The sequence below is a fragment of the Streptomyces sp. MBT65 genome, assembly GCF_016612545.1.
Classification (GTDB): domain Bacteria; phylum Actinomycetota; class Actinomycetes; order Streptomycetales; family Streptomycetaceae; genus Streptomyces.
The window spans coordinates 1-23,306 of record NZ_JAENRY010000035.1; the positions used below are offsets into that span (position 1 = coordinate 1).

General features: G+C 67.0%; 24 protein-coding genes and 4 tRNA genes. 6 read left to right on the plus strand and 22 right to left on the minus strand.

Annotation, left to right across the window (positions count from 1 at the left end; translation table 11 throughout):
- Positions 1-701: 701 nt before the first annotated feature.
- The 6 genes from JHN63_RS10645 to JHN63_RS10670 form a co-directional block, all read right to left on the minus strand.
- Positions 702-1,643 (minus strand): hypothetical protein, encoded by a 942-nt coding sequence (locus tag JHN63_RS10645; RefSeq protein ID WP_200679108.1) that lies wholly within the window; start codon positions 1,641-1,643, stop codon positions 702-704.
- Positions 1,644-1,800: 157 nt separating this feature from the next.
- Entirely contained in the window at positions 1,801-2,526 is a 726-nt protein-coding gene (gene rplA / locus JHN63_RS10650; RefSeq protein WP_200679109.1) for a 50S ribosomal protein L1, read from the minus strand.
- A 77-nt stretch (positions 2,527-2,603) separates the two neighbouring features.
- Positions 2,604-3,038: a 50S ribosomal protein L11 gene (gene rplK / locus JHN63_RS10655; RefSeq protein WP_019072313.1), complete on the minus strand. Its 435-nt coding sequence runs from the start codon at positions 3,036-3,038 to the stop codon at positions 2,604-2,606.
- Between the two features lie 182 nt (positions 3,039-3,220).
- Positions 3,221-4,078 (minus strand): transcription termination/antitermination protein NusG, encoded by an 858-nt coding sequence (gene nusG, locus JHN63_RS10660; RefSeq protein ID WP_200679110.1) that lies wholly within the window; start codon positions 4,076-4,078, stop codon positions 3,221-3,223.
- Between the two features lie 78 nt (positions 4,079-4,156).
- Entirely contained in the window at positions 4,157-4,444 is a 288-nt protein-coding gene (gene secE, locus JHN63_RS10665) for a preprotein translocase subunit SecE (protein WP_200679112.1), read from the minus strand.
- Positions 4,445-4,557: 113 nt separating this feature from the next.
- Positions 4,558-4,630, minus strand: a tRNA-Trp gene (locus tag JHN63_RS10670).
- Positions 4,631-4,900: 270 nt separating this feature from the next.
- Here JHN63_RS10670 and JHN63_RS10675 point away from each other — a divergent pair.
- Positions 4,901-6,127: a pyridoxal phosphate-dependent aminotransferase gene (locus JHN63_RS10675; RefSeq protein ID WP_200679114.1), complete on the plus strand. Its 1,227-nt coding sequence runs from the start codon at positions 4,901-4,903 to the stop codon at positions 6,125-6,127.
- A gap of 130 nt (positions 6,128-6,257) precedes the next feature.
- Positions 6,258-7,298: an adenosine deaminase gene (locus tag JHN63_RS10680; protein WP_200679116.1), complete on the plus strand. Its 1,041-nt coding sequence runs from the start codon at positions 6,258-6,260 to the stop codon at positions 7,296-7,298.
- Here the strand turns inward: JHN63_RS10680 and JHN63_RS10685 are convergent.
- From JHN63_RS10685 to JHN63_RS10725, 9 genes are all read right to left on the minus strand, one after another.
- Positions 7,279-7,944: a hypothetical protein gene (locus JHN63_RS10685; RefSeq protein WP_200679118.1), complete on the minus strand. Its 666-nt coding sequence runs from the start codon at positions 7,942-7,944 to the stop codon at positions 7,279-7,281. The two genes, JHN63_RS10680 and JHN63_RS10685, sit on opposite strands and share 20 nt — an antisense overlap.
- A 99-nt stretch (positions 7,945-8,043) precedes the next feature.
- Positions 8,044-9,099: a UDP-N-acetylmuramate dehydrogenase gene (locus JHN63_RS10690; protein WP_200679119.1), complete on the minus strand. Its 1,056-nt coding sequence runs from the start codon at positions 9,097-9,099 to the stop codon at positions 8,044-8,046.
- A 132-nt stretch (positions 9,100-9,231) separates the two neighbouring features.
- The gene (locus tag JHN63_RS10695) at positions 9,232-10,698 is read right to left on the minus strand and encodes a DHA2 family efflux MFS transporter permease subunit (protein ID WP_200679121.1); all 1,467 of its coding nucleotides are present in this window, start codon (positions 10,696-10,698) and stop codon (positions 9,232-9,234) included.
- A gap of 94 nt (positions 10,699-10,792) precedes the next feature.
- Positions 10,793-11,365: a TetR/AcrR family transcriptional regulator gene (locus tag JHN63_RS10700; RefSeq protein ID WP_200679123.1), complete on the minus strand. Its 573-nt coding sequence runs from the start codon at positions 11,363-11,365 to the stop codon at positions 10,793-10,795.
- Positions 11,366-11,518: 153 nt separating this feature from the next.
- Positions 11,519-11,947 carry a MaoC family dehydratase gene (locus JHN63_RS10705; RefSeq protein WP_200679125.1) on the minus strand — a complete coding sequence of 143 codons (429 nt, stop codon included), beginning with the start codon at positions 11,945-11,947 and terminating at the stop codon, positions 11,519-11,521.
- A 1-nt stretch (position 11,948) separates the two neighbouring features.
- Positions 11,949-12,401, minus strand: coding sequence for a MaoC family dehydratase N-terminal domain-containing protein (locus JHN63_RS10710; protein WP_200679127.1), 453 nt, complete (start codon positions 12,399-12,401; stop codon positions 11,949-11,951).
- A gap of 118 nt (positions 12,402-12,519) precedes the next feature.
- Positions 12,520-12,684: a 50S ribosomal protein L33 gene (rpmG, locus tag JHN63_RS10715; RefSeq protein ID WP_003948671.1), complete on the minus strand. Its 165-nt coding sequence runs from the start codon at positions 12,682-12,684 to the stop codon at positions 12,520-12,522.
- A gap of 88 nt (positions 12,685-12,772) precedes the next feature.
- A tRNA-Met gene (locus JHN63_RS10720) sits at positions 12,773-12,845 on the minus strand.
- 46 nt (positions 12,846-12,891) lie between these two features.
- Positions 12,892-12,964: transfer RNA gene (locus JHN63_RS10725), tRNA-Thr, on the minus strand.
- Positions 12,965-13,225: 261 nt separating this feature from the next.
- On the opposite strand from JHN63_RS10725, the gene JHN63_RS10730 reads away from it, so the two are divergent.
- Together JHN63_RS10730 and JHN63_RS10735 are read left to right on the plus strand one after the other, a co-directional pair.
- Complete coding sequence (locus tag JHN63_RS10730) at positions 13,226-14,503, plus strand: amidohydrolase family protein (RefSeq protein WP_200679129.1); 1,278 nt, start codon at positions 13,226-13,228, stop codon at positions 14,501-14,503.
- A 143-nt stretch (positions 14,504-14,646) separates the two neighbouring features.
- Entirely contained in the window at positions 14,647-15,303 is a 657-nt protein-coding gene (locus JHN63_RS10735; RefSeq protein WP_200679131.1) for an NAD(P)H-binding protein, read from the plus strand.
- A 42-nt stretch (positions 15,304-15,345) separates the two neighbouring features.
- On the opposite strand, the gene JHN63_RS52530 is transcribed toward JHN63_RS10735, so the two are convergent.
- From JHN63_RS52530 to JHN63_RS10745, 3 genes are all read right to left on the minus strand, one after another.
- Positions 15,346-15,558 (minus strand): hypothetical protein, encoded by a 213-nt coding sequence (locus JHN63_RS52530; RefSeq protein WP_234476421.1) that lies wholly within the window; start codon positions 15,556-15,558, stop codon positions 15,346-15,348.
- 47 nt (positions 15,559-15,605) lie between these two features.
- On the minus strand, positions 15,606-16,418 hold the full coding sequence (locus tag JHN63_RS10740) for a polysaccharide lyase family 7 protein (protein ID WP_200679134.1): 813 nt from the start codon (positions 16,416-16,418) through the stop codon (positions 15,606-15,608).
- A 302-nt stretch (positions 16,419-16,720) separates the two neighbouring features.
- Positions 16,721-16,802: transfer RNA gene (locus JHN63_RS10745), tRNA-Tyr, on the minus strand.
- Positions 16,803-17,035: 233 nt separating this feature from the next.
- Here JHN63_RS10745 and JHN63_RS10750 point away from each other — a divergent pair.
- A complete protein-coding gene (locus tag JHN63_RS10750) occupies positions 17,036-17,524 on the plus strand; it encodes a YajQ family cyclic di-GMP-binding protein (protein ID WP_033282561.1) in 489 nt (162 codons plus the stop codon).
- Between the two features lie 233 nt (positions 17,525-17,757).
- On the opposite strand, the gene JHN63_RS10755 is transcribed toward JHN63_RS10750, so the two are convergent.
- From JHN63_RS10755 to JHN63_RS10765, 3 genes are all read right to left on the minus strand, one after another.
- Positions 17,758-18,024 carry a GlsB/YeaQ/YmgE family stress response membrane protein gene (locus JHN63_RS10755; RefSeq protein WP_200679136.1) on the minus strand — a complete coding sequence of 89 codons (267 nt, stop codon included), beginning with the start codon at positions 18,022-18,024 and terminating at the stop codon, positions 17,758-17,760.
- Positions 18,025-18,321: 297 nt separating this feature from the next.
- Positions 18,322-18,888 (minus strand): SMI1/KNR4 family protein, encoded by a 567-nt coding sequence (locus JHN63_RS10760; RefSeq protein ID WP_200679138.1) that lies wholly within the window; start codon positions 18,886-18,888, stop codon positions 18,322-18,324.
- Positions 18,889-19,055: 167 nt separating this feature from the next.
- Complete coding sequence (locus JHN63_RS10765; RefSeq protein WP_200679140.1) at positions 19,056-19,376, minus strand: YccF domain-containing protein; 321 nt, start codon at positions 19,374-19,376, stop codon at positions 19,056-19,058.
- An 88-nt stretch (positions 19,377-19,464) separates the two neighbouring features.
- Between JHN63_RS10765 and JHN63_RS10770 the strand changes: the two genes are divergently transcribed.
- Positions 19,465-19,866 (plus strand): YccF domain-containing protein, encoded by a 402-nt coding sequence (locus tag JHN63_RS10770; RefSeq protein ID WP_200679142.1) that lies wholly within the window; start codon positions 19,465-19,467, stop codon positions 19,864-19,866.
- Between the two features lie 122 nt (positions 19,867-19,988).
- Here JHN63_RS10770 and JHN63_RS10775 read toward each other — a convergent pair whose 3' ends face one another.
- Positions 19,989-23,177, minus strand: coding sequence for a hypothetical protein (locus JHN63_RS10775; RefSeq protein ID WP_234476422.1), 3,189 nt, complete (start codon positions 23,175-23,177; stop codon positions 19,989-19,991).
- Between the last annotated feature and the right edge of the window lie 129 nt (positions 23,178-23,306).

Sequence of the window (23,306 nt, forward strand, 5' to 3'; positions counted from 1 at the left end):
GGGTGGGGATGGCCTTCGCGGGTAGGGGGTGGTGGCCTTCGCCGGCTGGTTCAGGTCGGGAGGGTGATCGTCTTGCCGAGCGGTACACGCATTGCGGGCGTCGGTTTCTTGGGCGTCGCTTTCTTGGGCGTCCGCTTCTTGGCGGCGGCTTATGGGCGGCGGTCTCTTGGGCGTCGACGTCTTGGGCATCGGCTGGCAGGCGTCGGCCTCTTGGGGAGCGGCGTCTTGGGCATCGGCGTCTTGGGCAGCGGCGCGCTGGCCATGAACATGCGGGCTGCCCCGGCGGCCGGGCTCTCCCCCGCCTCGACCGCGCTCATCGACTTGGCGCTCAGGTCGCCAGCCACCCCGCCCGGAACGGACTCGCCGCTTCAACCGGCTCGTGCCCGCCGGCACCTTCTCCACCTCGGCCCCCTGGTGGCCACCTTGCCCGGCCACCCCGCCGGCCGTCCGGTACCGGAGCGAGAAAGTGTGCTCAGTCGCCTTCGCCGCCCCGACGACGGCCGCCGCGGGCGCCCTGCCCGGCGACCGGTCCGCCGCGAGCCCCGATCAGCCGACGGCTCCACCGGCGAGGAGCCGGGCGCCAAGCCCGGAATCCCTCCCCCGCCGTCCCTCGCTCGCCCGAAGGCACGCGGAACCCGGAACTCCGTACAGAAGCCCCCGAATCCCCGTGCCCCTCAACCGAGTTGGAGCCTGACAGGCCCTCAGGAACTGGTCTCCGACCCCGTCGCCGTGTCACCGCTCCCCGGTGTCAGACCCTGCTGCTTCAGCAGGGCCGTGAAGTCCTCGGTGTCACTCGCCGGAGGCACCGTCGCGTCGACCTTCACGCCGTAGTCGCTGTAGTAGGCGGTCTGGGTGTACTGGCCGGAGGTCATCTCGCCCTTCTCGACCTTCTTCACCAGCAGGTCCTGGGCGTTGACCCAGATGTCGACCCGCTCGGTCGAGACACCGGCCTGGGTGAGCTGCTTCTTGAGGCCGGCGAGCTGGCTCGCGGTGAGGCTGGAGTTCTTGGCGGCGAGGTCGGCGACGTCCACCGTGCCCGAGTAGTGCGTGGTCCGCTGGCCGCGCACCGTCTCAGTACCGACCTTCTTGACGTCCCCGGAGGCGAGCAGGAGCTTCACCGACTGGTTCGGCGTCGAGTTCTGCATCTGGTCCTTGAGGTACGCGCCGGAGCTGCCGCCGAGCTTGGCCAGGTCGTCGTACGCGTACTTCAGCCAGTGCTTGCCGCCCGCCTGCGCGGCGAACTTCTCGCCCATCTTCGCGTAGTAGGCGTCCGGCAGATAGCGGGCCTCCATCGACGTACTGCCGGCCGCGCGCATCGTCTGCGCCATCGTGCCCCCGGTGTACGTCATCGTGAGCGTGCCGGTGATGCCGTCGCCCCAGCCGAGGCTGCCCTTGGCGTCCATGGACATCAGGGAGCCCATCACGGTGGAGGACTCGACCTTCGCGGAGTCCGCCTTGTCGGTGGACCGCTCGGCGCTGCGCAGGGCCGCTATCGGGCTCACCCGGGTCGAGCCCTTCCCCGCGGCCTTGTCGTCCTTGCCGGACCCCCCGGAGGAGGCCGAGGAACCACAGGCGGCCACCGAGGCCAACGCGGTCGCCACCGCGATCGAGAGGCCCATCCGGCGCACGGTCGTGCTCTTCATTCGTCCCCACCCCTATGCGATTGCTGTGCCTGCCCAAAACGCTAGCGCAGCGCACTGACACCCGGTACGAAAAGGGACGAGCCCCGCACCTCGAAGGTTGCGGGGCTCGTCCGATTCTTACGCGTACGCGACGCGGCTACCGAGGTGAGCGCGGGGCTCAGACGGCGGCCGGGTCCTCCTCGACGAGGAGGTTGCGGGTGCGGTTCGGGTCGAGCGGAATGCCGGGGCCGATCGTGGTGCTGATCGCGGCCTTCTTGATGTAGCGACCCTTGGCGGCAGACGGCTTCAGACGGAGGATCTCGTCCAGGGCCGCGCCGTAGTTCTCCACCAGCTGGGTGTCGTCGAAGGACGACTTGCCGATGATGAAGTGCAGGTTCGAGTGCTTGTCGACGCGGAACTCGATCTTGCCGCCCTTGATCTCGTTGACGGCCTTGGCCACGTCCGGCGTCACGGTGCCGGTCTTGGGGTTCGGCATGAGACCACGGGGACCGAGCACGCGGCCGAGACGGCCGACCTTGCCCATGAGGTCCGGGGTGGCGACGACGGCGTCGAAGTCCAGCCGGCCCTTCGCCACCTCGTCGATGAGTTCGTCGGAACCGACGATGTCGGCGCCTGCGGCGGTCGCGGCCTCGGCACGGTCACCGGTCGCGAAGACCAGGACCCGGGCGGTCTTACCGGTGCCGTGCGGGAGGTTCACGGTGCCACGGACCATCTGGTCGGCCTTGCGCGGGTCGACACCCAGACGGAAGGCGACCTCGACGGTGCCGTCGAACTTGGAGGTGGAGGTCTCCTTGGCGAGACGCACGGCCTCGAGCGGGGCGTAGAGCTTGTCCCGGTCGATCTTGGCGTCCGCAGCGCGGAGAGATTTGCTGCGCTTGCTCACTACTGCTCCTGTGTGTTCTGAGGAGTCGTGGTGTGGGCCGAGCAGGCCCTGCCACGGTCTTTCCTACGAGGTGAAGGTCAGCCCTCGACCGTGATGCCCATGGAGCGGGCGGTGCCGGCGATGATCTTCGACGCGGCGTCCAGGTCGTTGGCGTTCAGGTCGGGAAGCTTGGTCGTGGCGATCTCGCGGACCTGCGCCTGGGTGATCTTGGCGACCTTGGTCTTGTGCGGCTCGCCCGAGCCCTTCTCGACACCGGCGGCCTTGAGGATCATCTTCGCGGCCGGCGGGGTCTTGGTGACGAAGGTGAAGGAGCGGTCCTCGTAGACCGTGATCTCCACCGGGATCACCCAGCCACGCTGCGACTCGGTGGCCGCGTTGTAGGCCTTGCAGAACTCCATGATGTTGACGCCGTGCTGACCGAGCGCGGGGCCGACCGGCGGGGCCGGGTTCGCCGCACCGGCGTTGATCTGGAGCTTGATAAGCCCCGTGACCTTCTTCTTCTTGGGAGGCATTGCTCTCTCCGGGTCCTAGTGAGAGTGTTCGGCCGCCGTCCGGTTAATCCGGATGGAGGCATACCGCACAACGATAACGGGTATCTGTGCGCGGCCAAAAACCGAGCAGGTCAGAGAGGCTTTTGACAGCCCGTCTGACCTGCTCGGAAGACGTACGTCCGGAAGGTGCCGGTCCCGAGGGACTAGTTCTTCTGGATCTGGTCGAAGGAGAGCTCCACCGGCGTCTCGCGGCCGAAGATCTCGACGAGGCCCTTGACCTTCTTCGAGTCGGCGTTGATCTCGTTGATGGTCGCCTGCAGCGTCGCGAACGGGCCGTCGGTGACGGTGACCGAGTCGCCGACCTCGAAGTCCAGCACCTGGACCTCGACCTTGCGCTGCGGAACCGGCTTGCCCTCGGCCTCGGCGGCCTCACGCGCGGCCTTCTCCTCGGCCTCCGGGGCGAGCATCTTGACGATCTCGTCCAGGGTCAGCGGGTACGGGTCGTAGGCGTTGCCCACGAAGCCGGTGACGCCGGGGGTGTTGCGGACGACGCCCCAGGACTCGTTCGTCAGGTCCATGCGGACCAGGACGTAGCCCGGGAGCTTGTTCTGCTTGATGGTCTTGCGGTCGCCGTTCTTGATCTGGACGACCTCTTCCTGCGGCACCTCGGCCTGGAAGATGTAGTCCTCGACGTTCAGCGAGACGGCGCGCTGCTCCAGGTTGGTCTTCACGCGGTTCTCGTAGCCGGCGTACGTGTGGATGACGTACCACTCGCCGGGAAGGAGCCGCAGTTCCTCGCGCAGGGCCACCACGGGGTCGACGGGCTCGGCCGGCTCGGCCTCTTCCTCGTCGTCCTCGGCGGTGGCCTCGTCGTCGAGGTCCTCGGTCGCTTCCGCGTCCTCGTCCTCGACGTGCACGGCGGCTTCCTCGGCGGGCTCGCCCGCGTCGGCGTCTGCAGCCTCGACCTCGTCCAGGTCCTCGTCCGCGCCCTCGACGATGTCGAGTTCGTCTTCCACGGACTCGTCCGGCTCGACGGCCTCGTTCAGCTTCGGGTCAGACACGGTGGCTGCTTCTTCCTGGATACATGGGGGTGGAACACGCGAAAGGGGCGCCGGTCAGGGCGCCCTTCGCTTCCGGCCTCAGCCGAAGACGTACTTCGCGGCGTGATTGAGTCCATAGTCAATCACGGTCACCAGACCGATCATGATGACGACGAAGACGATGACAACCGTCGTGTACGTCGTCAGCTGGTTGCGCGTGGGCCAGACGACCTTGCGGAGCTCCGCGATGATCTGGCGGTAGAAGATGCCGAGCCGCTTCAGCGGGCCCTTCTTGGCGCGCTTGCCACCCTTACGGGCCTTCTTCTTGGACTCCGACACCTCGTCCTGGGCATCAGGCATGTCGATGGAGCCCACGGCGTCCGCCATTCGTCCTCACCTGTTCCCGGGTCGTGGCCGTGCCGCGCCCGGTCTGAGCTGCACGGCGGTGCATTGCTGTGTAAACATGCGCTGCGCACACATCCTGGCGAAGGAGTGTGTAGCAGGGCCGGAGGGACTTGAACCCCCAACCGCCGGTTTTGGAGACCGGTGCTCTACCAATTGAGCTACGACCCTTTGTGACGTCCCCAACGTACCGCATCCACCCGGGTGCTCGGTGTGCACCAAGTAGGGCGCGGCTGTTGAAGGCCAACGAGCTAGGAGTGTACGTGCTCCGGGGCCGGTCGTCGAACAGAAAGTGCCTGTACGGGGATTGCCGGAGGAAGATCGCCCAGGCCGGGGCCGGAATCCGGACGGTTGTTCACTGTCCGCCCGATGTCCTCCCGATCCGGTTCAGTCTGTGAAACCGGTGTGCCGGGCGGGTTTCCGGTCTGAAACGATGGGTCCATGAGCGCCTCAACCCCTCCCACCGAGCGCCGGGTCTCCGCCCGAGTCGGCGCGATCTCCGAGTCCGCCACCCTCGCCGTGGACGCCAAGGCCAAGGCCCTCAAGGCCGCCGGGCGTCCGGTGATCGGCTTCGGCGCGGGTGAACCGGACTTCCCGACTCCGGACTACGTCGTCCAGGCCGCGATCGAGGCCTGCTCGAACCCGAAGTACCACCGCTACACCCCGGCCGGCGGTCTGCCGGAGCTGAAGGCCGCGATCGCCGCGAAGACGCTGCGCGACTCGGGCTACGAGGTGGACGCCTCCCAGATCCTGGTCACCAACGGCGGCAAGCAGGCCATCTACGAGGCCTTCGCCGCGATCCTCGACCCGGGCGACGAGGTCATCGTCCCGGCGCCGTACTGGACGACGTACCCGGAGTCGATCCGGCTCGCGGGCGGTGTCCCCGTGGACGTCGTCGCCGACGAGACGACCGGATACCGCGTCAGCGTCGAGCAGTTGGAGGCGGCCCGCACAGAGAACACCAAGGTCGTCCTGTTCGTCTCGCCGTCCAACCCGACCGGCGCCGTCTACAGCGAGGCCGAGGCCGAGGCGATCGGCCGCTGGGCCGTCGAGCACGGCCTGTGGGTCATGACGGACGAGATCTACGAACACCTCGTCTACGGAGACGCCAAGTTCACCTCGCTGCCCGCGATCCTCCCCGAGCTGCGCGACAAGTGCATCGTGGTCAACGGCGTCGCCAAGACGTACGCCATGACCGGCTGGCGGGTGGGCTGGATCATCGGCCCGAAGGACGTCGTCAAGGCCGCGACCAACCTCCAGTCGCACGCCACCTCGAACGTCTCGAACGTCGCCCAGGTCGCCGCGCTGGCCGCCGTCTCGGGCAACCTGGACGCCGTGGCGAAGATGGGCGAGGCCTTCGACCGCCGCCGTAAGACGATCGTGCACATGCTGAACGAGATCGACGGCGTGCTGTGCCCGGAGCCCGAGGGCGCGTTCTACGTCTACCCGTCGGTCAAGGCGCTGCTCGGCAAGGAGATCCGCGGCAAGCGCCCGCAGGACTCGGTCGAGCTGGCCGCGCTGATCCTGGAGGAGGCCGAGGTCGCGGTCGTCCCCGGCGAGGCCTTCGGGACCCCCGGTTACCTGCGGCTGTCGTACGCCCTGGGTGACGAGGACCTCGTCGAGGGCGTCAGCCGCATCCAGAAGCTGCTGGCGGAGGCCCAGGACTGACGTTTTCCGTGCTCCACGCGTGCGTGCGGGCCGTTTCCCTCCGGGGAGGCGGCCCGCTGCTTTGTGCGAGCAAGACCACTATCGGGGAAAGTGGTACCGGCACGGCGGGAACGTACGGCAGGATTCCCAGATGGAGCGTGTACGTGATGTCTCTGAACTGCCGAAAGCCCATCTGCACCTGCACTTCACCGGGTCGATGCGGCCGACCACCGTGCTGGAGCTGGCCGACAAGTACGGCGTACGCCTGCCGGACGCCCTGACCGAGGCGCTGACCAGCGGAGAGCCGCCGAAGCTGCGGGCGACGGACGAGCGGGGCTGGTTCCGATTCCAGCGGCTGTACGACGCGGCGCGGTCGTGCCTGCGGGAACCCGAGGACATCCAGCGGCTGGTGCGCGAGGCCGCCGAGGAGGACGTCAGGGACGGCTCGGGCTGGCTGGAGATCCAGGTGGACCCGACGTCGTACGCACCCCGCCTGGGCGGGCTGATCCCGGCGCTGGAGGTCATCCTGGACGCGGTGGAGACGACCTCCCGCGAGACCGGGCTCGGGATGCGGGTGCTGGTCGCCGCGAACCGCATGAAGCACCCCCTGGACGCCCGCACGCTGGCCCGGCTGGCGGTGCGGTACGCGGACCACGGTGTGGTCGGTTTCGGCCTCTCGAACGACGAACGCCGGGGTATGGCACGGGACTTCGACCGGGCCTTCGCGATCGCCCAGGAGGGCGGTCTGCTGTCGGCCCCGCACGGCGGCGAGCTGGCGGGCCCGGCCTCGGTGCGGGACTGCCTGGACGACCTGCACGCGACCCGGATCGGCCACGGGGTGCGCGCGGCGGAGGACCCGAGGCTGCTGAAACGGCTCGCCGACCGGGGCATCACCTGCGAGGTGTGCCCCGCCTCGAACGTGGCGCTGGGCGTCTACGAGAAGCACGAGGACGTGCCCCTGCGGACCCTCTTCGAAGCGGGCGTCCCCCTGGCGCTCGGCGCCGACGACCCGCTCCTGTTCGGCTCCCGGCTGGCCGCCCAGTACGAGATCGCCCGCCGTTACCACGCCTTCTCGGACCGCGAACTGGCCGAACTGGCCCGGCAGTCGGTACGGGGATCGGCGGCCCCGGAGGACATGAGGACGAAGCTCCTGTCGGGCATCGACGACTGGCTCAGCGCCCCGGTCGCCTGAAGTGCGCGTAGGGCGGATACGGCTTGAAACCGATCGCGACCTCGGGGCAGCGCGAGCCCTCCGGGTAGGGAAGCAGTTCGCTGCTCAAGGAGGTCACGAACGCCGAGTGCCCTTTGACGACCCGCTTCTCCCGCGGCCCCCAGCCGGCCGCGTAGGCGAAGTGGGTGGCGGCGGTGGCGAGGACGTCACGGTCGCCGATGAGGAAGTACGTACGCGCGTGCGTGGTGTGCCGCAACTGCCCACGGGCGTACGGCCGCTCGAGCCACGCACGCGCGTGCCGCTCGGTTCGGGCCTCGTCCGTGCGCACGGTGAGCGGGTTGCCGCGCCCGAGCGCCCGCCGCAGTTCGGGCCACTTGGAGGGCCGCAGCCCCGCCTCCGAGTGGGCCACCACCAGATCCACCAGCTCCCCGCACCCCTCGTCGGGCGGCACGCTCCCGCGCAGCGGGACGTGCACGACGGTGTGCCGCGAGTGGGCCGCGAACGAGAACAGCCCCGCGAGCCGGTTCAGCCCGTCGTGGTCCCCCAGGAGCATGCCGTACGGCGCCGGGTCGCGCAGTGAGGTGTGGCGCAGGGGTCGCCCGGGCTGGACGACACGGTGTTCGTGCGGACCGATCCGGGGTCTGAACTCGCGGAGTCTCAGCTCCATATGGGGTGCCTCATGAGGCAATCGTCGCGGTCGGACGGGGGCCTCGGCAACGGAGATTCCGTACGGGGAGGGCCTGTTGAGGCACTCCGTAGTGCGCTGTCAGAGGCTGACGCCGACCGTGACCGGTTCGTTGACCAGAGTGACCCCGAAGGCGTCGTGGACCCCGGCGACGACTTCGCGGGCCAGGGTGAGGAGGTCCTCGGTGGTCGCCGCGCCGCGGTTGGTGAGCGCAAGGGTGTGCTTGGTGGAGATGCGGGCGGGACCGCTGCCGTACCCCTTGGTGAAGCCCGCCTTGTCGATCAGCCAGGCGGCGGAGGTCTTGGTGTGGCCCTCCCCCGCCGGGTACGCGGGCGGCTCCACGCCCTCCCCGAGTCGCTCCCCCACGCGCGCGTGGAACGCGGTGAACTCCTCCTCGGTGAGGATCGGGTTGGTGAAGAAGGAACCGGCCGACCAGGTGTCGTGGTCCTCGGGGTCCAGGACCATGCCCTTGCCGGCGCGCAGCGCGAGAACGGTCTCCCGGGCCTGCGCGAGCGGCACCCGGTCACCGGGCTCGACACCGAGCACCCGAGCCGTCTCGGCGTACTTCACGGGCGCCGACAGCCCGTCCGCGTCCTCCAGCTCGAAGCGGACCCGGAGCACCACATAGCGCTCGGGCTCGGCCTTGAACCGGCTGTGGCGGTACGAGAAGGCGCACTCCTCGTTCGTCAGGGTGACCGTCTCGCGGGTGGTGCGGTCGTAGGCGACGACCTCGGTGATGGTGGCGGAGACCTCCTGGCCGTACGCCCCCACGTTCTGGATCGGGGTCGCACCGGCCGACCCGGGAATCCCGGCGAGGCACTCGATCCCGGCGAGACCGGCCTCCACGGTGCGGGCGACCGCGTCGGTCCACACCTCGCCGGCCGCCAACTCCAGCCGCGTGCCGTCGAGTTCGAAGCCGCGGGTGGCGATGCGCAGGGCGGTGCCCTCGAAGCCCTTGTCCCCGATGACGAGGTTCGAGCCGCCCCCGATGACCAGCAACGGCGTCCCGGTGTCATCGGCCTCGCGCACGACGTCGATCACCTCGGCGTCGGTGCCTGCGGTGACCAACCGGGTCGCGGGACCGCCCAGCCGGAAGGTGGTGAGGGGGGCGAGGGGAGCGTCGTGGAGTTCCTGCACGGGGCCAAGCGTACGAGACGGGACTGACAGGTCCGGGGCGGCGGGGGCGACCGGCCGTTCGGCGCACGGCACGCACGCGTGGAGCCCCACCGGCATCGGCAGGGCTCCACGCGTGCGTGCGAGGTGTTCCGGTCAGCGACCGGCGTTCTCCAGTACCGGGTCGGACCCGGCCGGCTCGGCACGCTCCGCCGACTCGGAGGACTCCGCCACGAGCTGCGCCGCCCGCCGCCGCGTCGGGATCAGCAGCGTCGCGACCCCCGCGAGGGCGACCACCGCCGCGCCGGTGACCAGCGCGGGCTTCAGGCCGTCGACGAAGGTCTGTGCGGTCTGGTAGCCGCCCTGGGCCGAGAAGATCGACGCCATGACGGCGATGCCGAGCGCGCCGCCCACCTCGCGGAGCGCGTTGTTGGCGCCGGAGGCGATGCCCTGCTCCTGGGGGCGGACGCTGGACATGACCAGGTTGGAGGCCGGTGCGAAGAACAGGGCCATGCCGATGCCGCTGAGGATCAGGCCGGGCAGCTGGGCGCCGTAGGAGACGTCTGTGGTGACCACGTAGGACATGTAGCCGAGACCGGCCGCCTGGAGGAAGAGGCCGGCGGCGACGACCGGGCGGCCGCCGATGCGGTCGGAGAGGATGCCGGCGATGGGGGCGACGAGCATCGGCATACCGGTCCAGGGGAGCATCCGCAGGCCCGCCTCGGTGGGCGAGTAGCCGAGGACGCCCTGCATGTACTGGCTGAGCAGGAAGATCGAACCGAACATCCCGAGGAACATCAGCAGGCTCGCCGCGTTGATCCCGGAGAAGGCGCGGGAGCGGAACAGCCGCATCGGGAGCATCGGGTTCTTGGCGTTGACGCTGTAGACGATGAACCCGGCGAACAGCGCGCTTCCCGCGAACAGCCCGGTGAGGACGAGCGAGCTGGTCCAGCCGTCGGCGGGCCCGCGGACCAGGCCGTAGACGATGCCGAAGAGGCCGCCGCTGGCGAGCAGGGTGCCGGAGAAGTCGAGCGGGGCGCCGGTGCCGTAGGACTCGGAGAGGCGCAGACGGGCGAGCGGCAGCAGGGCCAGGCCGAGCGGGACGTTCAGCCAGAAGATCCAGTGCCAGGAGATGTGCTCGGTGAGGCTGCCGCCGATCAGCGGTCCGGAGGCGACGGCGAGTCCGTTGACCGCGCCCCATATGCCGTACGCCATCCCGCGCTTGGCGGCGGGTACGGCCGCCGTCAGCAGGGTCAGCGTCAGCGGCATCATGATCGCCGCGCCGACGCCCTGGACCGCGCGGGCCGCGATGAGGGACTCGATGCCGGGCGCCATGGCCGCGGCGGCGGAGGCACCGGTGAAGATGGTGATGCCGACGAGGAAGAGCCGACGGCGGCCGAACCGGTCGCCGAGCGCCGCGCCGAACATCAGCAGGACGGCGAAGGTGAGCGTGTAGGCGCTCACGGTCCATTCCAGGTCGCCCAGCGCGCCCCCGAGGTCCTTGCGGATGGACGGCAGGGCGGTGGTGACGACCAGGTTGTCCAGGGCCGCCATGAATCCTGCGACGCTGGTGATGACGAGGGCCCAGACCATGCCCCCACGGCGTTCGGTTGGCTGTGACATCGCTCCCCCAGAGGGTGCTCGTACCGATGATTAGTTATTGATGACTAACTTCGCCGCTCATGAAAAAGGCGCAGAATCCGCCTCTTCGCCGCCGCTACGACTTCTCCAGCCGGCCGGTGACACGGGCCTCCGGATACAACCCCTCCCAGACCCGGTGCTCCGGCGGAAAACCCATGGCCGCAAGGGTGTTGATCAGCATTCCGTACGCCAGGAAGGTCGTGGTCTGGTCCACATCCGCCCCCAGGGGCAGATGCACGACGTCCCAGAGCTTCATCCAGCCCTTCCGCACGGCCTCACCGAACTCGTGATCACCCTCCGCCTCGGCGGCGGCCACCGTGATGTACGTCTGCATCTGCATCTGGAGCTTCTCGGGATGCTCCGTGATGAGCTGCACATAGCCGTTGGCCATGGCATGCAGGGCCTCTTCGCCCTCCAGCCCCTTGGACGACTCCTCCATGACCCGGCACACGTCCTCGACACACCGGAGCGCGGCCGCCGCGAACATCGCCTTCTTGCCCGGGAAGAGCCGGAAGAGATACGGCTGCGAGACACCGACCCGCTTGGCGATCGCCTCGGTGGAGGTGCCGTAGTACCCCCGCTGCGCGAACTCGGCGATCGCCGCGCGGACGACGCTCTCGCGCCTCTCCTCTGCGCTCATCCTGACCATGCGAGAAAGTTAGTACTCAATCACTAACTTAGTCAAGGGGTGTGGGGCACGGCACACGAGCGGGACACCCCCGGGCCGCCGATGTCACTGCCAGTCACCGGAGGGTCCGACACGTAAGGGGCGTCCGCAATGGCCGACGCCCCTTACCCCGGCTCACGCCAGTCGTACGACCGCTCGTGACATCCCGAGCACCTTCTGGCCGGCGCTCGTCGCCACCAGGTCCACGCGGACCGTGTTGTCGTCGAGCTTGACCGCGACCTTGGCGCTGACCTCCACGGTCGCGCCCTGGTCGTCGTTCGGGACGACGACCGGCTTGGTGAAGCGGACGCCGTACTCGACGACCGCGCCCGGGTCGCCGGCCCAGTCGGTGACCACCCGGATCGCCTCGGCCATGGTGAACATGCCGTGCGCGATGACGTCCGGGAGTCCGACCTCCTTGGCGAACTTCTCGTTCCAGTGGATCGGGTTGAAGTCCCCGGAGGCGCCCGCGTACTGGACGAGGGCGGCGCGGCTCACGGGGAAGGTCTGGGTGGGCAGCTCGGTGCCGACCTCGACGTCGTCGTACGCGATCTTCGCCGTCATGTCAGCTCTCCTCCGCCGCGCGGGCCACGAGCTTGGTCCAGGCGGTCACGACGTGCTCGCCCGCCTCGTCGTGGACCTCGCCGCGGATGTCCAGGATGTCGTTGCCCGCCATCGACTTGATCGCCTCGATCGTGGAGGTGACCGTGAGACGGTCGCCCGCGCGCACGGGGCGGACGTAGACGAACTTCTGGTCGCCGTGCACGACCCGGCTGTAGTCGAGGCCGAGCTGCGGGTCCTGGACGACCTGTCCCGCGGCCTTGAACGTGATGGAGAAGACGAAGGTCGGCGGGGCGATCACATCGGGGTGGCCGAACGCCTTGGCGGCCTCCGGGTCCGTGTACGCCGGGTTGGTGTCCCCCACCGCCTCCGCGAACTCACGGATCTTCTCCCGGCCCACCTCGTAGGGGTCGGTGGGCGGGTAGGTCCGCCCCACGAAGGACTGGTCGAGCGCCATGGCCCGGTACCTCCTGATGCTCCTGCTGCCGTATGGCCTGGTGTGCGGCCTGCTGTGTGGAGAACGACGCGAGGCCGCCCCCAGACTTCGGGGACGGCCTCGCGTACGAGCCTGATACTTATCGCGTTTCGCGGTGCGCGGTGTGCGCATTGCAACGCGGGCAGTGCTTCTTCATCTCCAGTCGGTCCGGGTTGTTACGCCGGTTCTTCTTGGTGATGTAGTTCCGCTCCTTGCACTCCACGCAGGCCAGCGTGATCTTCGGGCGGACGTCGGTGGCAGCCACAGGAGTGCTCCTTGACGAACGGATGGGACTATGAACGCATAACAGAGTAGCCGATCGAAGGACCGACCCCGCAATCGGCTACTGTCAGTAGCGGTGACCGGACTTGAACCGGTGACACAGCGATTATGAGCCGCTTGCTCTACCGACTGAGCTACACCGCTGTGATGCGATCAGTTCCCATCTTGCGACGGGAACCTTTCACACCAGAGCCCCAATACGGAATCGAACCGTAGACCTTCTCCTTACCATGGAGACGCTCTACCGACTGAGCTATTGGGGCGAGCGATGAAGACATTACACGCTCCGTCGCCGTTCACCCAAATCCGTTTCGCGGCACCGTTCCAGCCGCTTCCACGGCCCTCCCAGAGGCCTCGGGACCCTCTCCCGTACGGGGGACCACACCGGTACGACTATTGCGCTCCTCCCGGCCACGAGCGGATCACCGCCCTAGGCTCGACTCACTCTGCGTGATCTTGCGCCCCTCTGCGCAGCCACCGGTCCTGAGCCCCGAGCCCGCGAAGCCCTGAGCCCCTGGAGCGCGATGCCCGACAGTCAGCCCCAGCCGTCCCACTCCTCGTCCGGCCCGTCGGGTTCCTCAGGCTCGTCGGGACCGGCCGACCCGGCCGCGCTCCTGCTGTGCGGCGCCCGGCTGACCGACGGCCGGACCGTGGACGTACGGCTGGGCGGCGGGCGCATCGAGGCGGTCGGCACGGCCGGCAGCCTGGCGACGGACGCCACGCGCGCGTGCGGGTCACGCGTGGACCTCAGCGGCTATCTCCTCCTCCCGGCCCCAGCCGAGCCGCACACGCACAGTGACACCGCCCTGTCGGCCGAGAACGGCGGACCGGTCTCCTACGACCCCGAGGACGTCCAGCGCCGCGCGACGGAGGCCGCGCTGCTGCAACTCGGGCACGGGGCCACGGCGCAGCGGGCGCACGTGCGCGTGGGGGACGTCCAGGGGCTGGGCGCGCTGGCCGCCGTACTGCGGGCACGGCGGGCGCTGCGCGGGCTGGCGGAGTTGAGCGCGGTGGCGATGCCCCGGCTGCTGACCGGGGTGGCGGGGGCGGACGGGCTCGCGATGCTGCGGGACGCGTTGAAAATGGGTGCCTCCGTAGTGGGCGGTTGTCCAGATCTGGACCCCGATCCGACGGGGTACGTGGAGGCCGTCCTGGAGGTCGCGTCCGAGCACGGCTGCCCGGTCGACCTGCACACGGACGCCGCCGACCCGACCCGCCTGGCCCGGCTGGCGGCCGTCGCGGGCGGGATGCGCCCCGGGGTGACGCTCGGCCCGTGCGGCGGTCTGGGACGGCTGCCTGCGGACACGGTCACGCGGATCGCGGACCAACTGGCCGCGGCCGGCGTGACGGTGGTCTGCCTGCCGCAGGGCGGCTGCGGCGGCGTCGACCGCCGGGGCACGGCTCCCGTACGACTGCTGCGCACGGCCGGCGTCCAAGTGGCCGCGGGCAGCGGCGCCCTGCGCGACGTGTCCAACCCGGTGGGCCGCGGGGACCCGTTGGAGGCGGCCTACCTGCTGGCCTCGCGGCACGGGATGCGGCCCGAGGACGCCTACGACACGGTGAGTTCGTCGGCACGCGCGGCGCTCGGTCTGCCCGAGGTACGGGTCGAGGCGGGATTTCCGGCCGAACTGCTCGCCGTGCGCGGCGACCGGCTCGCGGGCGCGCTCTCGCTGGCGTACAGCCGGATCGTGGTGCACCGGGGGCGCGTGGTGGCACGGACGAGCGCGGTGCGGGAGTACTGCAACACGGCGGCAGGCTCGGAGTTGGGGCTGCCCCGGCAGGGACGGGGCGAACTGTCGTGAGCCGCCTGAACTGCGCCGGGGCGCACGCCTGAGGCGCCATGGCTCGGGTCCGCGCGCCCGGCGCGTCCATCGCCGGTGTGCGCTGCTGGGACGCGGCCGAAGTCATGCGGCGCCTGCGGTCGTCCGGGCGTACGGTCGAAGGCATGCGCATTGTCATCGCTGGAGGTCATGGTCAGATCGCGCTGCGGCTGGAGCGCCTGCTCGCCGCACGCGGTGAAGAGGTCGCGGGCATCATCCGCAACGCCGAACAGAGCGACGATCTACGGGCGGCCAGCGCCGAACCGCTCGTGCTCGACCTGGAGTCGGCCTCGGTCGAGGAGGTCGCGGCGGTGCTGCGGGGCGCGGACGCGGCGGTCTTCGCGGCGGGCGCGGGCCCCGGCAGCGGCACGGCCCGCAAGGACACGGTGGACCGGGGTTCGGCGGTGCTGTTCGCCGACGCGGCGGTTCTGGCGGGCGTACGACGTCATGTCGTCGTGTCCTCGATGGGCGCGGATCCGACGCACTCCGGTGACGGCGTCTTCGACGTGTATCTGCGGGCCAAGGGCGAGGCCGACGCGTATGTGCGCGGCCTGGACGCGCTGGACTGGACGATTCTGCGCCCCGGTTCGCTGACGAACGGCGCCGGCACCGGGCTGGTCCGGTTGGAGGCCCACACCGGTCTCGGTTCGATCCCGCGGGACGATGTGGCCGCCGTACTCCTGGAGTTGGTGGAGACCCCGGCGACGGCCGGTCTGACGCTGGAGCTGATCGGAGGGTCCGCGCCGGTGTCGGTGGCGGTGAAGTCGGTGGCGGGGAACTGAGGTTCTCCGCAGGGTGGTGCCCGCCGGGTGGTGGGCCGTCGCTCAGAACAGGGGCATCTGGCCGGGGAAGTCCGGTACCACGTACCCGTCCAACGCGGGCTGTGCCGCCCCGGGTCCCGCCTGTCGGCGGGACCCGGGGCAGGACACGAGGTCGCCGGTCTCCCGCGCTCCTGGCGGGTCGTGCCGCGCGTATCGGCCGGCCACGACGGCGATTTCACGACGGCACTCGGGGCAGCTTCTGCGGCGTGACGACATGGAGTCAGTCTGCCCCGCCGCAGGCCGAGTCGGCGGTCGGGGCTCGCTCAGCTGTGGGCGACGGTGAGGCCGTAGAAGGCGACCCGGGCGCCCTTGGTGGTGCTGTCGGAGGACGACTGGTTGTACGAACCGGCCTTGAAGTACTGCTTGTAGGCGTTGAACGACGACGGGATCGCGTAGTGCGTGGTGCTCCCGTTGACCGTGAGGTTGATGGTGTTTCCGCCCGAGACGCCGATCGTGTAGCTCCACGTCTTGCCGACCGCCACGTTGCCGACGGTGTGCAGGGTCTGGCCTCCTGAGGGCGAGTTCTCGGTGCCGAGGACGATGTCGCCGCTGGAGCGGTAGTACAGCTCCAGGAGCGGCTTGGTGGAGGTGCCGCCGCTACCGAGGTGAATCTGGCCGACGCAGACGTTCGACGTGACGGACACGACCCGCAGCGTCGCCTTCATCGTGTGGGTGCCGCTGAGCGACCAGTCGGCGGCGCTGCCGCTGCGGTTCATCTCGCGCAGTTCGGAGCGGGCGTAGTTCGAGTTGGGGGTGGTGACGCCCTTCTCGGGCGCCCAGAAGGTCATCGCGCCGTCGCGGGTGTCCGTGTAGAAGTACGCGTCCTGGAACCCGTTGGCCCCTTGGAGCCGCGACGACGAGATCGTCGTGGGCGAGCCCGGGGAACCGATCGGCTCCTGGAGCTGCCACACCCCCAGCTCGAAGTTCCCGCCGGGGGCGACGGAGGGGTCCGCGAGGGGGGAGGCGACGACGTGTGCGGCGCCGGTACTGCCGGACGCGACAGGAGCCGTGAGGGCGAGGCCGCCGGTGACGGCGACGACGGTGGCCAGGGAGGTGAGCAGCGTTCGCATGCGCATGGGGGGTGCCTTCCTGTCTGCTCTATGGACTCGGTTGGCGCACGCCCATGTGTTCACGTTGTTCACATGGATGAACTTCGTGTTTCAACATGAACGCGGTGTCGCGACAGTAGGACCGTGGCACGGGCACGTCAAGACTGAGGGCGAGGTGGGGGCGCCGCGGCAGAAAGTTCCGCGGATGCTGCGGCAGGAGGTTCCGGGGACGCTCCGGAAAAGCTCCGGGTCGACTCCGGGACCTTCTCCGGGAACGACAAAAGGGTCTGTGATCAGCATTGCTGCTGATCACAGACCCTTCGATCATGTGGCGGCGCCAGGGTTCGAACCTGGGTAGGCTAAGCCGGCAGATTTACAGTCTGCTCCCTTTGGCCACTCGGGCACACCGCCGGGGATGCTGCCTCTCGAACCGCTTTTCGGCGGTGCTCCGTGGCAACGACGTAAACGATACCCGATGCCCAGGGGTGCTTCGCCACCCGATAGATCGGCGCTCGGAGGGGAGGGGGTGGCTACGCTTATGCGGATGCGGCCCGGGGCCTACACCGGGCTCGGCGGCTGCCCCCACGCCGCCGATACGCAGTGACACGCATCGATACGCACCCTGATACAAGGAGCCACAGGACATGGCCGACTCCAGTTTCGACATCGTCTCGAAGGTCGAGCGGCAGGAGGTCGACAACGCCCTCAACCAGGCCGCCAAGGAGATCTCGCAGCGCTACGACTTCAAGGGCGTGGGTGCCTCGATCGCATGGTCCGCCGAGAAGATCCTCATGGAGGCGAACTCCGAGGAGCGGGTCAAGGCGATCCTCGACGTCTTCCAGTCCAAGCTGATCAAGCGCGGCATCTCGCTGAAGGCGCTGGACGCCGGTGAGCCTCAGCTCTCCGGCAAGGAGTACAAGATCTTCGCGTCGATCGAGGAGGGCATCTCCCAGGACAACGCGAAGAAGGTGGCGAAGATCATTCGCGACGAGGGCCCCAAGGGCGTGAAGGCCCAGGTGCAGGGCGACGAACTGCGGGTCAGCTCGAAGAGCCGTGACGACCTTCAGGCCGTGCAGGCCCTGCTCAAGGGCAAGGACTTCGACTTCGCGCTGCAGTTCGTGAACTACCGGTAGAACCGTGCGAGTTCCAGGAAGGGTGGGCACCCGTCGGTGCCCACCCTTCTCGTCTGCCGGCGGATCAGGTCGCGGGAAAGCAGCGGCGCTTGATCCGTGCCGGTGAGCGGGGTCTGGGTCTTGCCCGGGGTCTGGCTCTGGGTCCGGTGCGTACGGCTGCGAGGCGGCGGAGACGTTGACACCAGCGGCTGCCGCCGGGCGCGACGCGGCGGCATGATCCGCCGGACAGGGCCCTAGTTGCGCGAGTTGCCGAAGAAGATGCGGTAGGCGATCAGGAGAACCAGCGCGCCGCCTATCGCCGAGGCCCAGGTGGCACCGTCGTAGAAGTTCTTGGCGACCGGGTGGTCCAGCCAGCGGGCCGAGATCCAGCCGCCGATGAACGCGCCCGCGATGCCGATGACGGTCGTACCGATGAAGCCGCCCGGGTCGCGGCCCGGCAGCAGGAATTTGGCGATGGCTCCGGCCAACAGTCCCAGGATGATCCAGCTGATGATGCCCATGCCGTGAACCTGCCCTCTCACGCTGTGCTTGCACTGACCCGGAGCTGTGAATTCCGCCCGGACAGGCTGTGTTCGTTGGCCCTTGCGCACGGCCTCTCGCTGCATGTTCTGCCGTGTCGATGAACAGGACGTCACGGATGCGTGTGGTGGTTGCAGGCATCGGTGGCGGGCGCGGTGGTGGTGAGCGGTGGGTGGTGGGCGGGTGCCCTGGTGGTGATCGGTGCGGGAGCCAGTGCCGGTGCCGGATCCGGAGTCGGTGCCGGTGCCGGAGTCGAAACCCGAGCCGAGCCGAGCCGCTCAGGATGCCTGTGCCGTCGTGCGTATGCGGAAGTCCGTCCACGGCGTCGGCTCGGCGTCGCCTTCGTGGTCCTCGTACCAGCCCGTGCCGTCGAGCCAGGAGCGCAGCCAGTCGGCGAGGCTGGGCGCGTCGACGTACCACGCGTGGTCGGCCTCGTCGGCGTTCGGCTCGTAGAGGAGGACCGTGGCCTGCGGGGTTCGGCAGTCCACGCACGCGTACATCGCGCAGCCCCAGTGGGATATCGGCAGGACGCCCTCGGGCCAGGGCCAGTCGGGGTCCTGTTGTCCGCTCGCGCGGTTGGCGAGGTACTGCGTGACGGCGGCGGGCTCGCCGGCCGGTGGGTTGTCGAGGAGGGGCAACAGGCCGTACTCCGGGCCGAATCCGCCGTCTCCTATGCGCGAGTAGAGCGCCGCGAGCAGCGGGGGCAGACGGAAGCCCAGGGCGGCCTCGGCGCGGGTCACCGTGGCCTCGTCCACCGGGGCGGGGAGTGAAGTCCAGCCCCACGGGCGGGTGTTGCGGGCCTCGGCGGCCACCCGTGTCAGCAGTTGCTGCTCGTTCTCGGTCATGGGTTCATAGTGCCGCCCGCCACTGACAGTCGGGCCGGCCTGTGGACAACCCGGCGGTTGTGGAAAACCTGCTGGTCGTGAGCCGAGCGTCGGCCTGTTCGCAGCTCGCCCTGCCGGCGGGCAGCCGTACGGTTCCTACATCTCCCGCGCAGGGCCCCCGCGCTTCGTCAGCGGGTCGCGAACGGCTGGTCCGTGGGCACGATTTCGCGGCCCAGGGGGAACAGCGAGACGGGGATCAGCTTGAAGTTGGCGATGCCGAACGGAATGCCGATGATCGTGATGCACATGGCGATACCGGTAACGATGTGCGCGAGTGCCAGCCACCAGCCCGCGAGGACCAACCACAGGACGTTGCCGACGCACGAGGGGGCGCCCGCGTCCCGGCGCTCGACCGTCGTGTACCCGAAGGGCCACAGGGCGTAGACGCCGATACGGAACGCGGCGATGCCGAACGGGATCGTCTCCGAACGTTCCCGATCACGCGACAAGGCCGTTGCGGTTCCGCCTGAAGGCGTGACCGGCTGATACTTGTCTTGGCAGGCAGTGCCGGCAGAGAGACCTGGAGAGGTACCGATCATGAAGCTGTTCAACCTGCTGCTGAACATCCTGTGGCTGATCTTCTGCGGCATCTGGATGGCGCTGGCGTACACCGTCGCCGCGCTGGTGTGCTTCATCTTGATCGTCACCATCCCGTTCGGCATTGCGTCGCTGCGTATCGCGGGCTACGTGCTGTGGCCGTTCGGCCGGACCACTGTAGAGCGACCGGATGCCGGTGCGCCGTCGTTCATCGGCAACGTGATCTGGGTGATCTTCGCGGGGTGGTGGCTGGCTCTCGCGCATCTGATCACGAGCATCCCGCTGTTCCTGTCGATCATCGGCATCCCGTTCGGATGGGCCAACCTGAAGCTCATCCCGATTTCGCTTATGCCGTTGGGGCGCGAGGTGGTTCCAACCGATCAGAGGTTCGGCAGGAATTAAACATAAATCTCAAGAAGGCTAAGTCTAAGCCGAAGGGCTCAGCACAGGCTCTCCAGGCCTCACGGCACAACCCCTATCGTGGTCCAGGTGTCGACCGCTAACGCTTTCAGCCCGCGAAGGCATTAATCCAGATTTGCAACATTAAGTCGTAGAGCAAGCAGTCCCGTATCGAGCCCCACCAGAAGATTCTCCCCTACTTGCGATAGCGCGACTGCTGGCCGATATACGGGGATTTCAAAAAACGCGTGAGCTGTTCGCGGATCCCAAATACGCACAATACGATCATCGCCAGCCGTGGCTATAAGTGCATTCTGACCGGTCTGGAGCGCGCATATTGTTGTCACGCGAGAAGCTGGAGACTTAGGAGGGCCAACGGCATCGACACCCGGAGTCCACAGTCTCATGGAATCGTTATCTGCGGAGGTGACAAGGACATCCGAGTTTCCTACTCGAATGCGACAGATCGACGTAACCAAGGCAGCACCAGTCGGCATTACATACTTCAACCTCCCAGTCCTAGGGCCTCTAAGGGTTACTTCCCCGTCAGCAATAGCGAGAAGATCCTGACCCTTCACATTGACGCTACACATGGCACGAATCGCTCGATGGTTCTTCCACCGAAATACGGTACGGCCATCCTCCGGATCTAGAAGGCACATGTAATCATCTGCCACAGCAAGGAGGTTACGCTCTTCGATTTGCACTCCGCATAGTGCAACCGGTGCACGAGCCACGTCGTTAAACAGTCGCTCGATCCGCCCAGTTGATGCGTTCCGGAGAGCAATCCACCCCTCTTCCGCAGCTGCCGCAACACACTCTTCCCCGTCCACTCTAACCGAGCAGAGTGCGTTAATGTGCTCTTCCTGGACTTCCGACGCACCCTCAGGAATACCTGTAATGGGATTCCACAACCTTACGGTGCCATAGGTTGCGTAGAAATCTTCCCCGCTGTCGGCAACAGCTAGAAGGTCTTCCTCGTTCGCGCGTACCGCGCATACGGCAGTGATTCGGCTGGAATGCCCAGCAAGTTTCAATCGCGACGTACCATCCACGGGATCCCACAATTGAACAACACCATTAATATCAGGATTCCCGTGGATAGTTGCCAGAAAATCCCGATCACCGAGGCGAACCGCAAAAATCCCTTCCACATCCAATTCACCCAACTCATGCAGCGTCTCACCGGTGAGGGGATCCCAAATTGCTACCACTTGCCCCAAGCTAGCCAGAAGAGGCTTACGGTTTGCTTCAACTGGTAGCAATCCACCAGCCGACTCAATCTCCACGGTCCTAACGAGTTCACCATTCTCCGGATCCCAGATTTTAACCAGGCCATCATTACCCGAACTGACAAGGTTCCATCGACCTCCCACGTTCACAGCGCAAACCTGCGTCACCCACTCACTCTGCTGATCCAATACTGAATAGATAGAATGGGCCACCGGATCCCACAACTTCAACAGGCCGCCGCCACCGGAGTACACCAAGAATTCGCGACCTCGCACGGGTAAACTGCAGAGTACGGACACCTCCGAGGCTTCACTTTCCACATTCTCGTATAGCGCCCCGCTCACGGGGTCCCACATGCGTACCGAACCGACATTCAGTTCTGCATCATCTCCAAACCGGTAGGTGTAAGCATTCCCCCCGTCTGAAGTCACAATGTAGTTCCGGTTACCGACATGGATTACGCATGCCGCACTGACAGCTCCGCTGTGGCCTTCCAGGACTCGATGAGGATGACCAGTATCCGGATCCCAAAGGCGGATAGTGCTGTCTGCACTTGCGCTAGCGAGAAATTCACGTCCATCAATTTCCACGGTGAACAATGCGTTAATCACGTCGGTGTGGCCCTCGAAGACGGCACGCTCAGGCGTAGGTAGCACTGTCGACCACAGGGCGCGATAAGGAGCATCGTGAGGCAAGTCTCGGTAGCTGGTCCCCAATTTCTCCTCAGCCTCGCTGACGCTAAAAAGAGCTACTCGGAGATCAGGAGACGCGGGCAAGGCATGGGGAGTCTTCCGTAGCATGCGAGCCCGTGGACGAGTTCTTACCGTTGAGTGAAAGTCAGCCAGTGGGATAAGACGGTGCAAATCTGCATGCAACAGATACGTGTCATCCGTTAGGAGATCGTCCAATAGACCACCGCGTGAAGCATGACCGGATACAGAGCGCAGCAAGTACTCAGGGCAGTTTCCCCATCCCAGCCGGCGCCCAATAGTAATGAAAGCCTGGGCTAGCGACCGCTCATCAGCCGCGCGGGAGCGATCCTCCACCAATGCATCGTTAAGGGCCTGGTGAAAGAGTCGGTAAGAGCCCACCTGGGCAAGATCCGTTGTTTCGATCAGGAAATTTGCCGCAGAGCCACGAGCGAATATACGCAACTGTTGTTCTGCTAGCTCTACTCCTGTCAATGCAAAAATGGCGCTGCTCCACAAGGAAGCCGTGAAACCGGGGGCATCAGAATAGGCGAGCGCCGTCATGATCTCATTCGAGGAAACTCCCCTCAAGGCAGGAAGACGTTGGAGGTACGATCGTAGCGCGGCCTCGACTGTCGGGGTAAAGGAAACTTGACCTGCTGAAATTGGACGCCGATCATGTAGGCCGTGAGTTCGTGCGACCAATCCTGCAACGAGAAAGTTCCCCTCTGCCAATTCGGCAATGCGGTAGGCCACAGGTGCAGCTACATCGTCGTTGTTATAAGGATTGTCAACACGTTCGTCCCCATAGAGCTGCAGCGTGGCTTGAGAATAAGCACTCAAGTCGCCCAATTCGAAATAGGTGGAATCATCTAGATCGATAACATGTGCCGCAGAACCGAAAATGGCAACAATTTCTCCCGAGGCGTCACGCAATCGACTCCCCGCCACTGCTCTAACACCAATGTCTGCACACGTTTCTGTCAGCGGTTGCAGGATCCGAGTAACTATGGTCCGCGCTTCTTCGGGACTTGTGGCCTCATCCAAGGCGTCAATTACAATATTGAACTGACGTCCGCCGCGTTTCGACAATTCTTCTCGAAGATTTGGCGCAAGATCTTCGGGATACTGAGGTAGGGCAGCCGATGCAGCCTTTGCGATTTCGCTGGCTACTTCTAGCGCCGTTTTCCCCTTAGCGTGAACAGCGCAAGCAATTGACCCAACGGGCGCGCGAATGGCGTCGTCCTCGGGGGGAAGGGAGGCCGAGATGATCCGATCTGCAGTTGTTACGATTCTTCCCAAAACTGCAGACTTTCCAACGCCGGGAGATCCTGTTACAACCAGCGTCCGCCGTTCGTCCGAGCGGGAAATCCAATTTACAATTTCGGTCAAGGCTGCAGAACGACCTCTGAAGCGGAATCCGCGCTCACTGTCGATGCTGACACCACGCGCCCTGGGACGCCAGTGCCTGCCCGCTTCAGGATCGCTTTCCAGAGACCATCCCCAGGCGGAAAGCGCCTC